Here is a 15,061-nt window from a genome sequence, read left to right as displayed (position 1 = left end):
CACGGATTCCCGTTGGATTATCGAACTGACGGCCACACCAACGACATGCCAGGAGGACGACATGGCTCACGATGAGTTCGGAGGACTCACCGGTTGGGACCTCGAGGGGTTCCACTCTGGTGGGGACACGGAGGTGTGGAAGAGGCTCGGGTCCCATGTCGTCACTATCGACGACGATGAGCGCGGTCCCATCACCGGCACCCGCTTCGCTGTGTGGGCCCCAAATGCCCAGGCGGTTGAGGTCATCTCTGACTTCAACTGGTGGACTGGTGACCGTATGCGCCTCATCCCGGGGTCCGGAGTCTGGGGCACCTTCGTCGAAGGAGTCGACGAGGGAACCCTCTATAAGTTCCGCATTCAGGACCAGTGGGGTACCTGGCACGAAAAGGTTGACCCAATGGCCCGTTATTCAGAGCAAGCTCCTCAGAATGCTTCCATCGTCACCGAAACCCACTACGAATGGAATGACGATGAGTGGATCGCCCGCCGCGAGGCCTCCCGCGCTCACGCCGAACCGATGAGCGTCTACGAGGTCCATTTGGGCGGATGGCGTCACGGGCTGAGCTACCGAGAGTTGGCTGACCAGCTGGTGAGCTATGTCACTTGGCAGGGCTATACCCATGTGGAGTTCATGCCATTGGCTGAACACCCATTCGCTCCCTCCTGGGGATACCAGGTCACCGGGTACTTCTCTCCCACCAGCCGCTACGGATCTCCCGACGACCTGCGTTACCTCATCGATAAGCTACATCAGGCCGGCATCGGAGTCATCATGGATTGGGTTCCCGGCCACTTTCCCAAGGACGACTGGGCCCTGGGGCGCTTCGACGGCACCGCGCTTTACGAACACGCCGATCCACGCCAGGGCGAACACAAGGACTGGGGAACCTACATCTTCAACTACGGTCGTAACGAGGTGAAATCTTTCCTCGTCTCAAGCGCGCTGTACTGGATTAGCGAATTCCACGCCGACGGACTGCGCGTTGACGCCGTCGCCTCGATGCTCTACTTGGACTACTCTCGCGAAGAGGGCCAGTGGGTGCCCAACAAGTATGGCGGCCGGGAGAACCTAGAGGCCATTGACTTCTTGCGCTATGTCAACTCTCACTTGTATTCGCGCCACCCCGGCATCCTCATGATCGCTGAGGAGTCCACTAGTTTCCCCGGCGTCACCAAGCCGGTCGACGACGGTGGGCTGGGGTTCGGGTTCAAGTGGAATATGGGCTGGATGAACGACTCGCTGCGATATCTGGAGCTCAACCCATTCCACCGCCAGTACCACCATGGCGAGATGACCTTTGCCATGGTCTACCAATACTCAGAGAACTTCATCTTGCCGATTAGCCACGACGAGGTCGTGCATGGCAAGGGATCCATGATCACCAAGATTCCCGGTGACGACTGGCAACAGTTCGCGTCCCTGCGAGCCTTCTACTCCTACATGTGGTCTTTTCCCGGCAAACAGCTGGTGTTCATGGGTCAGGAATTTGGTCAGCGCCACGAGTTCGACGAGTCGGTAAGCCTTGAGTGGTTTGTCGCCGACCTGTGGGGACACGGCGGTCTCAAACGCCTCTTCCGCGACCTTAACAAGATTTACAAAGAAAACCCCGCATTGTGGCAGCTCGACAGCGATCCGCGCGGATTCGAGTGGATCAACGCCGACGATGCCGGTAACAACCTGTTCTCCTGGTTACGCCGTTCCGATGATGGATCGACGATTGCCTGCTTCACGAACTTCTCTCCCAATCCGCAGACCGACTATCGTATCGACCTACCGATGGAAGGGGTGTGGACCGAGATCCTCAACACCGATTCCCTGGAGTACGACGGCACCGGCGAGTTCGGCAATCTCGGCCAAATCGTAGCCGCCCCACTGCCAGCTCCCGATCGTCTCCGTGCGGTTGCCACAGTGTGCGTTCCGCCGATGGGATCGGTGTGGCTACGTCACAATCCGTCAGCAACCGCTGCCCTGCCCGGCGATCCGGGCGTGCAATGACCGTGCCACAGGAGGAATAATTCGTGGTCGATGACGAATCCGGTTCCGAGGATTTCAGAATCCAGGTCGAGGTGGTAGATGACTCCGGTCGGCTACTCCTTGATGATCCGCCATATCCGGAGGGTTTGACACGCGCTATCTCGCTGGCGTCCGACGACGCCATCATCGGGCACGACGTGCGTCGTCTCGAGGCACGGGTGGCCGTCGATGACGATGAGGTCATCCACGCCTTGCACCATGCTGGGTATCGTCGCGAGGGTCGGCTGCGCCAGGCGCGCGTGCGTGAAAACGGCTGGATCGACGAATACATCTATTCCCGACTGGCAACCGACGAGATCTATACCCGCACCGGCCACACCGGGATGCTCGATTCTGTTCTACCCACCAAACGGGTCATCTCCCACGTCCTCCTCCGTGATGATGCCGGGCGGGTGCTCATGTGCGAGACGACATATAAGCCGGATTGGGAACTGCCCGGGGGCGTCGTCGAACCTATAGAATCCCCGCATGCCGGAGCCGTCCGGGAATGCCGGGAGGAGTTAGGAACCCCCCTTGACATTCCGGGCACGCCGAGTCTCATCGACTGGATGCCTCCGGCGTTGGGATGGTCTGACGCTATCGAGTTCATCTATGACGCTGGTGTAGCCGAGCCAAGCCTCGTCAAGGTCATGCACCCAGCCGACTCGGAAATCAGTCGCCTGCATTGGGTCGAGCCGCAGCTGATACCCGATCACGTGACCGCACTGTCGGCCCGACGCATCGAGGCCATCTTGTCCGATTGCATGCCTCGCGCCACAGAAAACGGATTCCCTGTGTGAGGCCCGCGTTAGAAGGTTCGACCCTCCTGCCCCGGGGAGCCTCGACTGTGCCCCCCGAGAATCCGCGCGGCAGTCTCAGCACAGCGACGCGCTCGATAATGTTTGCGACGTATACATTACGCTATCTCACAACTCCCAGGAGATTCGCGACCGCAGCACCAAATCGGTGGATCAAGCCGGGACCTACCCCGGTGTGGTAACAGCATCCTGGAACGATTAGAATCCTGCCTCGCCGCCCTGGGCGGCAATATTACAGGAGGACCACATACATGTCATCACCCGCGTCCAAGATCGTGGATGCGGTGGGCGGCCCCGACAACATCGTCGGTCTCACTCACTGCGCCACTCGTCTGAGGTTCCAACTTCGCGATTCCTCGCCTATCGACAAGGCTGAGGTCGAGGCGATCCCCGGCGTCATGGGAGCCGTTCCTCAGTCGGGCAATCGCTACCAAATCGTCATCGGAGGCGCCGTTGCTGGCGTCTACAACGACATCATGGACCTACCCGCCATGAAAGGGCTTTCTTCCAGCAGCGGCAATCAGTCGGACGCGGACGTCAAGGCCGAGCATCGCTCCAAGGGTCCCCGAGGCAAGTTCTCGTGGCTCGACAACCTCTTCGAGTACCTGTCCGACTCTTTCCGGCCGATCATGGGTGCCCTGCTCGGCGCCTCCCTGTTCATCACGTTCATGGCCCTCATGGGTTCTCTGGGCGTCATCGGAAACTGGGCCGACTCGCGCGTCACCCTGCCCCCGAGCTGGCAATTCGTCAACTTGGCTTGGCAGTGTGTCTTCTACTTCCTGCCACTGTTGGTCGCCTACAACGCCACTAAGCGTCTGAATGCCGACCCGTGGGTTGGGTTCTCCGTCATGGCTGTCGTCATGCTGCCTGCGTTCACCGAGCTCGGCAAGACTGCCCATCCACTGACCCTCGGCGGATTCAAAGTCAACGTGGTCGACGTTTTCGGCCTACCGCTGACGATCTTTAATTACGGCTCCCAGGTGTTCCCGCCGCTCATCATGGCTGCAATCCTGGCCCCGCTGTACAAATGGCTCAAGAAGATCATCTCCCCCAATGTCCAGATGATCTTCGTACCCTTCCTCACCATGCTCATCATGATCCCGCTGACGGCCTTCCTCATCGGCCCGATCGGTGTCTACGCCGGTGCTGGGCTGGCCAACGGGCTCAAGGCGGTCAACGACGTCAGCCCTTTCATCTTCGCGGTCCTCATCCCCCTGCTGTACCCATTCATGGTTCCGTTGGGCCTACACTGGCCGCTCAACGCTGTCATGCTGCTCAACATCCAGACTCTGGGTTACGACTACATCCAGGGCCCGATGGGTGCGTGGAACTTTGCCTGTTTCGGTGCTACCGCTGGCGTTCTCTTCCTGTCTGTGCGTGACAAGGACGTGACAATGCGCCAGACCGCGATTGGCGCCCTAGCCGCCGGTCTGCTCGGTGGTATCTCCGAGCCCAGCCTCTACGGCATCCACCTGCGTTACAAAAAGATTTACCCATCCATGTTGGTCGGCTGTCTCGTCGGTGGTGTCATCATCGGTGCGGGCGGCGGTCTGCACACCCCGGCCTTTGTCTTCACTTCCCTGCTGACCATCCCGGCCTTCGACAAGATCGGGCTGTACTCGGTAGCGATCGCAGCTTCGTTCTTCACCGCGATGGCTCTGGTTATCGTGCGCGACTATCGTGATAACGACGAGAAGGCTGCAGCCAAGGCCCGTCGCCGTCAGGCCAGCGCTCACGAGGCAGAACCAACCGCCGCTGCCCCAGCTGCCGCCACCGAATCCATAACCGAGACCGCAACAGTCGAGGGGGCCGAGGCCCCGACTGCAGCCGAAGTTGCCGCCGAGGCCGTCACCGTCACCTCTCCTCTTGAGGGACGTGCCGTGCCAATCTCTGAAATCCCCGATCCGGTTTTCTCCACTGGTGTCGTCGGTGATGGCATCGCCATCGAGCCCACCAGCAACACTGTTGTCTGCCCAGCCGACGCCACCGTTGTCACCGCCCCGGATTCCGGCCACGCTTTCGGGCTCAAACTGGATTCGGGTGTCGAGCTACTCATCCATGTCGGCATCGATACCGTCGAGCTCGGTGGCAAAGGGTTTGACGTCAAGGTCAAGGCTGGCGATCACGTCAGTGCTGGACAGCCCCTGGTCGTTTTTGATCCCACCGTCATTGACGAAGCCGGATACTCCAAGATCACCCCGGTGTTAGTGACCAACGGGTTCGACTACTCCAACGTGACCGGCATTCCTGCTGACGACGTCACTACAGGTACCCCGGTGATCACTGTTGTGAAGTGAGTTCGAGGCAAACCGGGTAACCGGACCGCACCGTACCTCCACGATATGGAGGAGGCCGACACCGCGAATGGTGCCGGCCTCCTCCCGTCGTTATCAGTCTCACGACGTCGAGATCGGAGAAGAAACAATCGTCTCAGCAATGCTGCCGGGAACTTCTGCAGTGATAAGAGAACCGTCAGCTCGACGCAAACCCGAGATCGGATGGGTAACCCGCAGGCTAGGACGCAACGGCCCCTGATCGGACAACGGCACCCTCACCGGCTCAACCCCAATGTGGTAGAGCTCACCGCGCACTGTCACGTCGCGGTCATGGCCCGACAGAATCTGGAACGTAATGGCGTCACGTTCCAGGAAAACGAGCATGTGAGAGTCGCCAATGAGCATGTGGTGTTTGATCGACGTCCATTGGGCTGGAAGTCTCGGATCAAAACGCAAGTTCTCCCGGTCATTGCGCATGCCAACGAAACCGTGCACGAGGCATCCCCACACTCCACCGGTCGAGGCAACGTGAACTCCGTCCGAAGCGTTGTGATGGGTATCAGCCAGGTCGCAGAAGAGCGCGTCGAGAAAATAGCCCATCGCCATCTCCTGATGGCCAACTTCTGCCGCCATCACCGACTGGACTACCGCCGACAGACTCGAATCACCGGTGGTGATGGGGTCGTAATACTCAAAGTCAGCAAGCTTGACAGCCTGGGTGAATTGATCTCCCTGCAGGAACAAAGCCAGCACAACGTCTGCCTGCTTGAGCACCTGGAATCGGTAGATCACCAGCGGGTGATAATGCAGCAACAGCGGCCGCTTGTTATCAGGGGTGTTCTTGAGGTCCCAAAGCTCACGTGAAAGGAATTGGTCATCCTGCGGATGGATACCGAAGGTGTCGTCGAACGGGATCACCATCCCCGCCGCACACTCCTCCCAGCCACCAACTTCATCTTCGGTGAGGTCCAACTCTGAACACAGGTGCTCGTACCACAGTGGGTCCTCGTCACGCATACGCCTAATAACACCGGCGGCATCGATGAGGTTGGCCCTCGCCATAACGTTGGTGTAGAGGTTATTATTAACGACAGTGGTGTACTCGTCGGGCCCGGTAACCCCGTGGATGTGGAACTCTCGACCACCGTTGATACGCCAGAACCCAAGATCAGCCCACATTCGTGCGGTCTCGACGAGGACCGGTGCCGCGTCCCGGAAGAGGAAGGTCTTATCTTCGGTCGCCCGGGCGTGGTTCATAATCGCATGGACAATATCGGCATTGATGTGGTATTGAGCAGTACCCGCCGCGTAATAAGCTGACGCCTCCTCACCGGTGATTGTTCGCCACGGGAAAAGGGCACCTCGTTCAGACAACTCCTTAGCCCGACGTCGAGCTTGCGGAAGGGTATTCACCCGAAATCTCAGCGCATTCTCAGCGATTCTTGGATGAGTGTAGGTCAGCATCGGGATGACATAAACCTCAGTGTCCCAAAAGTAGTGACCTTCATAGCCTGACCCGGTTACACCCTTTGCCGGAATGCCAAGTTGATCTGCACGGGCTGATGCCTGAGCAATCTGGAAAAGGTTCCACCTGACAGCCTGCTGAATACCGGTCGGGGCACCTTCGACCTCGACATCAGCCGTTGCCCAGTAATCATCAAGCCATGCACGTTGTTCGTCGTAGTAGACGTTGTGCCCCTGTTCACGCACTCGATCTAAGCTGCGGCGCACTCGGTCAAACAGTTCATGTACCGGCACGCCGCGAGAAGTGTGATAAGCAACCGCCTTATCGATGCGAATTGGTCGGCCTTGGGTGGCCTCAACACGATACACCCGTTTTCCCATCCCGGGCTCGGTATCGATAAGGGCCGCGTACTCATTTTCCGTGATGATCTCGTGATCGGCGCCTACAGCCAGGGTCATCCCCGAACGTGCGGTGCGGAATCCCAAAATCATGCGCCTGTCAGAGTGCCAATCTTTTTCAGGAATGAGTACCTTGTCGGCAAATTTACGAGCTTGGCGAGGGTCGGCAGTCTTCTCGATGTCGTCAGGTCGAGCGTGGTACTCGTCCATGCCGTCCTGACGGTTAAGGATTTGCGAGCTAATGACGATCGGGGCGTCGCCCTCGAGCATCGTCACCTCGATGCTAATCAGAGCCATGTGCCGGTGAGTGAAGGAGACCATCCGCGAGGTTGCCACCCGCAGCAACTTGCCCGCCGGAGTGCGCCATACCAGCTCCCGACGCAGGACACCCTCTCGGAAGTCGATCCACCGTTTATACGACTGGATCTCGTTGATGCTGAGCAGGAGCGGTTCGTCATCCACGTAGAGCTTCATAAGCTTGGCGTCCGGAACGTTGACAATCGTCTGACCGGTACGCGCGAAACCGTAGGCATTCTCAGCGTGATGGATGTCCCAAATTTCATGGAACCCGTTGATGTAGGTGCCGTGACTGAAAGAGTCGCGGCCCTCCGACGGATTACCACGCATACCGAGATAGCCATTACCAATTGAAAACAGCGTCTCAGTAGTTCCTAGATCATCTGTGCTGGGGGCAGTCTCAACAATCGCCCACGGATCGTCGGGAAAGCGCCATCGATCCATCGGGTCAGTGCCCGTCCGCGTCATGCCATCTCCTCAACCATCTCATCTAAGTCATCCACCACCCGGTCGGCGCCGGCCTCACGCAGCCGGTCGGCCCCGACACCACGGTTGACGCCAAGCACCATTCCAAATCCTCCGGCAGCTCCCGCGCGTACTCCCGACACCGCGTCCTCGACGACGACGCACTGTTCAGCAGGCACACCGAGTAGCTCCGCTCCTCTCAGGTACGTATCGGGGGCCGGCTTGCCGGGTAATCTTTCAGTCTTCGACCGGTTGCCGTCCACCAGCACTGAAAAATCCTCGACCATCCCCGCCGCCTTGAGCACTGCTGCGGCATTGCGTGACGATGAGACCACCGCCATCGCCATACCACTCTCGTGCAGCCTATCCACCCAACGTCGCGACCCCGGGTAAGGCTGGATGCCGTCCCGGGCCAGCACTGTATTGAACAGGTCGTTCTTGCGGTTGCCTAGCCCACAAATCGTCTGGGCGGCAGGGCCGTCAGACGGGTCACCCTCTGGAAGAGTGATGCCGCGGCTGGCAAAAAAATCGCGTACCCCATTATATCGGGGTTTGCCATCGACGTAGGCGAAATAATCCTCGTCGGTATAGGGGTTCTGGTCTTGGTGCCGCGATAACTCCTCGTTGAGCATCTCCTGCCAAGCACGCATATGAATGAGCGCGGTGGGAGTCAGAACGCCATCGAGGTCGAACAGCACAGCATGGAACTTCTCATCGAGGGAGGGCGAGTCCATAATCCTCATGCTATTCACCATGTGGGGAAGGGTCATCTCGATTCGATCTCCAGGAGGTTGCTTGCGATCTCGCCTACATCGAACGGCGGACACGATTCAGCTTCCTTGTGGGCTGAAATCCGTGGATTTCTGAAGCGAGTCATATGAATTGATCAGATGACTTCCCTGTCCTCCAGCTCACGCGCACACCAAACCAAGCGAACCTCAGAACAGCACGGCCGCCAACGAACGGCGAGCTGCGGCAACCTCGGGGGCAGATTGTCCGACCATCTCAAAAAGGTCAAGCAACCGGGTACGAGCAGTCTCGCGCTCCTCGTCATGGGTGGAACGCACCACCTGGATGATCCGGTTGAAGGCGTCAGCGGGACGTCCCCCCATAAGCTCGACATCCGCGGCAGCCAGCTGGGCGTCAACATCATCAGGACGCTGTTGGGCAGCGGTCAACAAGGCAGCAGGATCTTTACCATCCAACCGTCCAAGCAGTGCTGCTCCGTTACGGCCAGCGATAAGGACCGGATCGTTAGGCTCCGAGGCCAGTAATGCATCGTAGGCCGCGACAGCCTCGTCGAACTTTCCGGCATCCATGAGCTTCTCAGCTTCCACGGTACGAGGATCCGGGCCGACCGGTTCCTCACTGCTCACCTCGACCATCACCGGTTCCGCGCGCCCCACCATGCCCGCTGACGTAGCTGCCTGGATGACCTGCTCAGTGAGCTGACGGAACTGCTGCTCGTCGATGGTGCCCTGAGCCAGCGGGGCGAGTTGACCACCAATGACGGCAACGAGCATGGGAACGGCTTTAACCCCCAGACTCTGAGCCAGTCGGGGCTGGGCGTCGATATCGACGCGGACCAACAACCACTTACCCGCGGCCTCATCGGTAACCCGGCGCAGGAGCGACTCCATCTCTTTGGCGCCGTGGGCCTGAGGCGTGGTGAATTCCACCAGCACTGGATGTTGCACCGACTTTTGGAGTAGCGAGTTGAAGTTTTCTTCGGTGCCCTCGACCACCCAGGTCCTGGCAGTTGCCGAACCGACGTGGGCAGCCGGTCCAACAGGAGAGTCAGCGGAACTGGCTGCGGCCGCCAGCCCCGACAGATCGACGGCATCGTGACGATGAATCGAGTCAGAAGACATGTCATCCATTCAACCAGATGCACCGACCGAGCCTCGCCGAGATGGCTGACGATCATGACCGAGAACCACGTTAACGAGGTTGTTCCCGGCAGTAATCTGTTGTGGCGCACCAGTCGGTGAGAGAATGGCCGCATGGCTCATGAACGTGCTGGGAAACCTGCCCAGGAATCCGACCTCATCGATGTCGATGCCGTGTTGTCGGCCTACCACGACATCTCCCCCGATCCTTCGAACCCTGATCAGATGGTCGTCTTCGGCACGTCGGGTCACCGCGGCTCCTCTCTCGACGGCGCTTTCAATGACGCTCACATCGCCGCTACCACCCAGGCAATTGTGGAATACCGCACCTGTCAGGGAATCGATGGCCCGCTCTTCATTGGCAAGGACACCCATGCTTTATCCATGCCAGCATGGACGACCGCCATTGAGGTACTGTGCGCCAACGACGTCGAGGTCATCGCCGAGCATGACGATGAGTGGACTCCAACCCCTGCCGTCTCACGGGCCATCATTGTTCACAACCGTTTAAGCGAAGGACGCCAGGCTGACGGCATTGTCGTCACCCCCTCACACAACCCGCCACGCGATGGCGGATTCAAATACAACCCACCGCACGGTGGCCCGGCCGATACGGACGCCACCGGTTGGATTGCTGACCGCGCCAACGAGTTGCTCGCCGATCCATCTGGTATCCGTCGTAAACCTTATGAACAGGTGCGCAACGAGGTCTCCCGTTACGACTACCGCAGCGCATATTGCGACGATCTGCGCAATGCCATAGACCTCGACGCTATTGACGAGGCCGGCGTCCACATCGGCGCCGATCCGCTCGGTGGGGCCTCGGTTCAGTACTGGGAGTACATCGCAGACCACCTCGGTATTGACCTGACGGTCGTTAACCCCACGGTTGATCCAACTTGGCGATTCATGACCCTTGACTCTGACGGCAAGATCCGGATGGACTGCTCGTCCCCTTCAGCGATGGCCTCTCTCATCGCGAACAAGGATGCTTACGACATCGCGACTGGAAACGACGCCGACTCTGACCGCCACGGCATCGTCACGCCAGACGCCGGCCTTATGAATCCGAACGCCTACCTAGCTGTGGCGATTGGTTACCTCTTTGCTCATCGTCCAGGGTGGCGCCCTGACGCCGGTATCGGCAAGACTCTCGTGAGCTCCTCCCTCATCGATAAAGTGGCGGCTGACCTGGGACGTCGTCTCATTGAAGTACCAGTGGGTTTCAAGTGGTTCGTTCCTGGCCTCATGCGCGGGGATATCGGTTTTGGTGGCGAGGAATCAGCCGGAGCGTCGTTCCTTGATCTCGACGGCCAGACGTGGACCACGGATAAGGACGGCATCCTGCTGGCCCTGCTCGCTAGTGAGATTAAAGCTGTTACTGGCCGCTCCCCGTCCGAGCATTACGCCGATCTAGAGGACCGCTTCGGCAAGTCTTACTATGCCCGTATCGACGCCGATGCCAACCGCGAGCAGAAGGCCCGCCTCAAGGCTCTCTCCCCTGACGACGTCTCCGCTAACACTATCGCTGGCGAGAAAATCGAGAAGATCCTCACCAAAGCCCCAGGCAATGGCGCAGCGATTGGTGGTATCAAGGTCATGACCGAAAATGCCTGGTTCGCAGCTCGCCCTTCGGGCACCGAAGACAAGTACAAGATCTACGCTGAGTCCCTGCGTGATGCTGACCATTTGGCCGCCGTCCAGGAAGAGGCCCGCCACATCGTCGATCAAGCTCTCAAAGGCTGAAGGACCCAACGCAATATCGCCCCGACCCCTCGAAGTGGTCGGGGCGATATTGCGTTGCGTATGGTGGTTGTGGATAGGCCACATTGGTCCGCAGGCCAACCATCTCAATCACCCACTGGATCGTCAGATCGCACTCCTCTGACTCGTCGACATAGCTAATCTCAGGTAGACCCTCATCCCTCCAGACTCGAAGGCGACATGGCCGTAGCCGAACACCGCCCCAGGAACGGTGGTAGAACAGAAATATCAAAGATGCACGTCTGAGCATCGCGCCAGCTGCTGATCGGAAATCCCATGCACTCGCGCATAGCGGTAGTGACCAAACGGCCCATGTGACCGAGATGAAAGCGAGGCGCTCCCCACGCGGCTGCTATCACTGCCATGAGAAAGGGGGCGTCTCACCACAAGACTCCTTGCTCGACACGCAGCCGGACACAAGGGCGCTCTATCACCACTCTTGACGCAAGAATGGCCTGCTCACCGCGTCGGCATTATTTGTCCGGCGGCGAGCTGTGCGAACCACTGAGCACAGAGGCCACAGCGTTCCATCGCCTGCAGCACACCTGTGCATAAGGCTCCCGGAATACCTACCCCGCCTGGTTGGACCCTGGTGGACAGTGCAACGATTGGGCCATGGAGAACTTCAACAACGATCCTTTTGCGTGTATTGATCACGTCGGTTTTGCCGTCAAGGACATGGACGAGGCCATCAAGTACCACTGCGACGTGCTGGGCTTCCGGGTGCTCTTCCGTGAGAAGAACGAGGGACATGGCGTCGAGGAGGCCATGCTCGGTACCGGCAAGCGCGGCGAGGAGTCGACCGTCGTTCAGTTGCTCGCCCCGCTCAGCGAAGACAGCACCATTGGAAAGTACATTTCCAAGAATAAGAATATGATCCAGCAGGTGTGCTACCGCACCTACAACCTGGACAAGACGATCGCCACCCTCAAGGAGCGTGGCGCCGTCTTCACCGGCGAGCCCTCCATCGGAACCGCTGGCTCCCGTGTCATCTTCCTTCACCCCAAGTACACCGGCGGTCTCCTCATCGAGATCACCGAGCCCCCGGCCGGCGGCATGCCTTACAAGGACTAACGTCACGTCACTGAGGTTGACCCCGGGACCGGTTTATCTTGGCCCCGGGGTCTGTTTCGTTCCGGTGAGTTGCACAGTTGTCATTCGGTCTTGATTGGTACCGTTGGATTCACCTACTGGAAGGGGACCATCGGTGAGCACAAAAGACGTTTCTGACGGCCAGTTCGACGAAGAGACCGGACTCAACCTCTTCGACGACACCGCCAGCGCAGCCGGTAGTTTCACCCATTCAATGTGGGGTTACGACCGCACCAGCGTCGATAACTACGTCCGAGAGATTGAGCAACAGGTATCGACCCTGAAACAACTCACCCGGCACCTGCGTGGGCAGGTATCTCAGGCCCAGGCCGAGGCTACTCAGAGTGATTTCAAGCGTCTGGGGGTGCACGCGACCGAAATCCTAACCGCCGCCGAAGCCCAGGCTAAAGACATCGTCGCCATGGCCGGTCGCGAAGCCGAGCGCATCAAAGAGGAGGGACGCCGGGTTGCTGCCGATATGCGAGCCGCGGCCCAGACTGAGTCCGACGATATCCGGGTCGCAGGGCTAGCCAACCAGCGCGAGCTGCGCGATCAGGCGGCCAAGGATTCACGAACCGCAATCGAGCAGGCCCGCCTACAGGCCCGCACTATCGTTGAGCAGGCCGGCACTCATGCCGAGGCGATTGTTACCGAGGCTCGCACGAAGGCCGCCACCATCGATCAGAATACTCGCGCCCAGGTTGCCCAGATCCTCGATCAGGCTCGTTCGGAGGCCGCAACTATCACGACCAAGGCGCGGCAAGAAGCCGAGAACATTACTAACGAGGCCCGCACCAGCCACGATGAGGCCACAGCCAAAATCAAGCAGCTGCTCGAACAGGCGACCGTCCATCAGCAGGCCAGCAGCGACAATGTCACCAAGCGCACCCAGGAGGCCGACGCTATTCGTCAGAGCGCTCTGGAAGAGGCCGAGACCACACGCAACCAGGCTGCTCGTGACGCCGAGAATCGTATCGCGACTGCCCACCGTCAGGCCGCCATGATGAAGGAACGTCTCGAAGAGCAGTACGCCTGGCGTAAGGAACAGCTTGAGCGCGAAACTGCCGCTCTGCTCCAACGCAAGAAGGCTGTCATCGCGCAGCTCAATAATCTCAAGGCCCTGGCCGGAGAAGCCGAAAGCGATTACCCCGACACTGATCCCTTCGCTGAAGAAGCAGAGGGGGCGACCGCCGATGACGCCACCATCGTCATTAGTCCGAAGAGTTCACAGGCCCAGCAGAAACCAGCCGCCAGCCAGAATACTCAGGCCGATCAGTCGATGGCCGACGATAAGGAGACTGCTCCTCTCAACGACCTGGCCAGTCAGCGCACGCAGGTTATTCCGGCAGTCAAGGATGGTGAGTCCGCCCAACCCAGCGGTGCAACTGCTGCCGACGAGGCTGACAATGAGAAAACACAGGTCCTTCCTCAAGGCATTAGGCCTGGGAAGTGACGTTGATAACACGGCGGCGGGACCCTGGTCAGGAGGTCATAAGCCCCGCAGCCGTGTGCACGTCAGAAGAGACGGTCCTCCGGATGGTCCATGCCACGCAGAGCGTCGTAATCGATAGTGACGCACTCGATCCCGCGATCAACGGCTAGGGTACGCGCCTGCGGCTTGATCTTTTGGGCGGCGAAAACCCCGCGCACGCGATCACCTAACAAGTGATCTCTATTGAGCAGTTCAAGATACCGGGTGAGTTGCTCCACCCCATCCATCTCACCGCGCCTCTTGACTTCGACAGCGACATAGACCCCGTCGGCATCGCGACAAAGCAGGTCAACCGGACCGATAGGCGTCATGTACTCACGACGGACCAGCGACCAGCCATCGCCGAAAGTGTTAGGATTCTCAGCCAGTAATTCCTGGAGATGAGCCTCTACCCCATCCTTCTGCAGGCCCGGGTCAATACCCAATTCCTCGGTGACATCGAGCACCTTCGGTCCCAGCAGGATTTGGAGATGGTCGCCGGTCGGGGCGTCAACTTCCCAAACCTCTTCGGCGTCGACAGCGGCGGTGGCCGCCGGTTCATCGGGCAGGCAAGGACGAATCGTCAATGTGCACGGGGAACTCATCCAATTCAGGGGCTTATACGCCCGGTCGTCTGCGTGAACGCTTACCGAATTATCTGATTTGACGACGATGAGCCGCTTAGCCCACGGCAAATGGGCAGTAAGACGGCCGGTATAGTCGACCTGGCACTGGGCAATGACGAGACGCACGGTGTGGAACTCTACCTCGTCGCCCCTCGAACTCATTGACACAAGGTCCGTCTCTCGGCATTGTTCTCTCGGCCACCACGTGGGGCACAATGGGACCCATGGGTCGTCATCATGGTTCGCGCAAATGGCAGCGCCCGCCCCGACCCCTCAATACGGCTAGTCACCCGCGCCCTGAGCACAAGAGAGATGGTCAGCACGTCGTGCGCACGGTGCCCGCCGGCCGAGCGCTCAAGGTTTATACCTGTCCGGGGTGTCTGCATCCAATCCAGCCAGGAACCCCACATGTCGTTGCCTGGCCACATGAACCATCGATGTTCTCCAGGTCCCCGGTCGAGGAACGTCGTCACTGGCACACCGGGT

At 59.3% G+C, this 15,061-nt stretch carries 11 protein-coding genes; 6 read left to right on the top strand and 5 right to left on the bottom strand.

Going from position 1 to position 15,061, the window contains the following annotated elements; translation table 11 throughout:
- Positions 1-61: 61 nt before the first annotated feature.
- The 3 genes from glgB (at position 62) to CPA42_RS05945 (ending at position 5,129) form a co-directional block, all read left to right on the top strand.
- Entirely contained in the window at positions 62-1,996 is a 1,935-nt protein-coding gene (glgB, locus tag CPA42_RS05955) for a 1,4-alpha-glucan branching protein GlgB (RefSeq protein WP_002515006.1), read from the top strand.
- A gap of 23 nt (positions 1,997-2,019) precedes the next feature.
- On the top strand, positions 2,020-2,814 hold the full coding sequence (locus CPA42_RS05950; protein ID WP_002514996.1) for an NUDIX hydrolase: 795 nt from the start codon (positions 2,020-2,022) through the stop codon (positions 2,812-2,814).
- Between the two features lie 269 nt (positions 2,815-3,083).
- Positions 3,084-5,129, top strand: coding sequence for a glucose PTS transporter subunit IIA (locus tag CPA42_RS05945; RefSeq protein ID WP_002514994.1), 2,046 nt, complete (start codon positions 3,084-3,086; stop codon positions 5,127-5,129).
- Positions 5,130-5,228: 99 nt separating this feature from the next.
- Here the strand turns inward: CPA42_RS05945 and CPA42_RS05940 are convergent, their stop codons facing one another.
- The 3 genes from CPA42_RS05940 to CPA42_RS05930 form a co-directional block, all read right to left on the bottom strand.
- Complete coding sequence (locus CPA42_RS05940; RefSeq protein WP_002515005.1) at positions 5,229-7,736, bottom strand: glycoside hydrolase family 65 protein; 2,508 nt, start codon at positions 7,734-7,736, stop codon at positions 5,229-5,231.
- On the bottom strand, positions 7,733-8,503 hold the full coding sequence (locus tag CPA42_RS05935; RefSeq protein WP_002514989.1) for an HAD family hydrolase: 771 nt from the start codon (positions 8,501-8,503) through the stop codon (positions 7,733-7,735). Before CPA42_RS05935 ends, CPA42_RS05940 begins: the two co-directional genes overlap by 4 nt.
- Positions 8,504-8,671: 168 nt before the next feature.
- The gene (locus CPA42_RS05930) at positions 8,672-9,613 is read right to left on the bottom strand and encodes a tetratricopeptide repeat protein (protein WP_002515004.1); all 942 of its coding nucleotides are present in this window, start codon (positions 9,611-9,613) and stop codon (positions 8,672-8,674) included.
- Between the two features lie 123 nt (positions 9,614-9,736).
- On the opposite strand from CPA42_RS05930, the gene pgm reads away from it, so the two are divergent.
- The gene (pgm, locus tag CPA42_RS05925; protein WP_002514990.1) at positions 9,737-11,368 is read left to right on the top strand and encodes a phosphoglucomutase (alpha-D-glucose-1,6-bisphosphate-dependent); all 1,632 of its coding nucleotides are present in this window, start codon (positions 9,737-9,739) and stop codon (positions 11,366-11,368) included.
- Here pgm and CPA42_RS13545 read toward each other — a convergent pair.
- Positions 11,358-11,636, bottom strand: a complete 279-nt coding sequence (locus CPA42_RS13545) for a hypothetical protein (RefSeq protein ID WP_002520502.1) — start codon at positions 11,634-11,636, stop codon at positions 11,358-11,360. The genes pgm and CPA42_RS13545 overlap by 11 nt on opposite strands.
- 365 nt (positions 11,637-12,001) lie before the next feature.
- On the opposite strand from CPA42_RS13545, the gene CPA42_RS05910 reads away from it, so the two are divergent.
- Complete coding sequence (locus tag CPA42_RS05910) at positions 12,002-12,460, top strand: VOC family protein (RefSeq protein ID WP_002513611.1); 459 nt, start codon at positions 12,002-12,004, stop codon at positions 12,458-12,460.
- Between the two features lie 133 nt (positions 12,461-12,593).
- Positions 12,594-13,931: a DivIVA domain-containing protein gene (locus CPA42_RS05905; RefSeq protein ID WP_002514995.1), complete on the top strand. Its 1,338-nt coding sequence runs from the start codon at positions 12,594-12,596 to the stop codon at positions 13,929-13,931.
- A 62-nt stretch (positions 13,932-13,993) separates the two neighbouring features.
- On the opposite strand, the gene nucS is transcribed toward CPA42_RS05905, so the two are convergent.
- Entirely contained in the window at positions 13,994-14,737 is a 744-nt protein-coding gene (nucS, locus tag CPA42_RS05900; protein ID WP_002518973.1) for an endonuclease NucS, read from the bottom strand.
- Between the last annotated feature and the right edge of the window lie 324 nt (positions 14,738-15,061).

This window comes from Cutibacterium acnes (assembly GCF_003030305.1).
In the GTDB taxonomy this organism is placed as follows: Bacteria; Actinomycetota; Actinomycetes; order Propionibacteriales; family Propionibacteriaceae; genus Cutibacterium; species Cutibacterium acnes.
The sequence above is the reverse complement of the archived record's forward strand: the minus strand, read 5'-3'. Positions and strand labels throughout refer to the sequence as shown.

Excerpts from the sequence above, each read along its gene's own strand:
- glgB (WP_002515006.1), top strand. The coding sequence starts at position 62 with ATGGCTCACGATGAGTTCGGAGGACTCACCGGTTGGGACCTCGAGGGG.
- CPA42_RS05945 (WP_002514994.1), top strand. The coding sequence starts at position 3,084 with ATGTCATCACCCGCGTCCAAGATCGTGGATGCGGTGGGCGGCCCCGAC.
- CPA42_RS05940 (WP_002515005.1), bottom strand. The coding sequence starts at position 7,736 with ATGACGCGGACGGGCACTGACCCGATGGATCGATGGCGCTTTCCCGAC.
- CPA42_RS05935 (WP_002514989.1), bottom strand. The coding sequence starts at position 8,503 with ATGACCCTTCCCCACATGGTGAATAGCATGAGGATTATGGACTCGCCC.
- CPA42_RS05930 (WP_002515004.1), bottom strand. The coding sequence starts at position 9,613 with ATGGATGACATGTCTTCTGACTCGATTCATCGTCACGATGCCGTCGAT.
- pgm (WP_002514990.1), top strand. The coding sequence starts at position 9,737 with ATGGCTCATGAACGTGCTGGGAAACCTGCCCAGGAATCCGACCTCATC.
- CPA42_RS13545 (WP_002520502.1), bottom strand. The coding sequence starts at position 11,636 with ATGCTCAGACGTGCATCTTTGATATTTCTGTTCTACCACCGTTCCTGG.
- CPA42_RS05910 (WP_002513611.1), top strand. The coding sequence starts at position 12,002 with ATGGAGAACTTCAACAACGATCCTTTTGCGTGTATTGATCACGTCGGT.
- nucS (WP_002518973.1), bottom strand. The coding sequence starts at position 14,737 with ATGAGTTCGAGGGGCGACGAGGTAGAGTTCCACACCGTGCGTCTCGTC.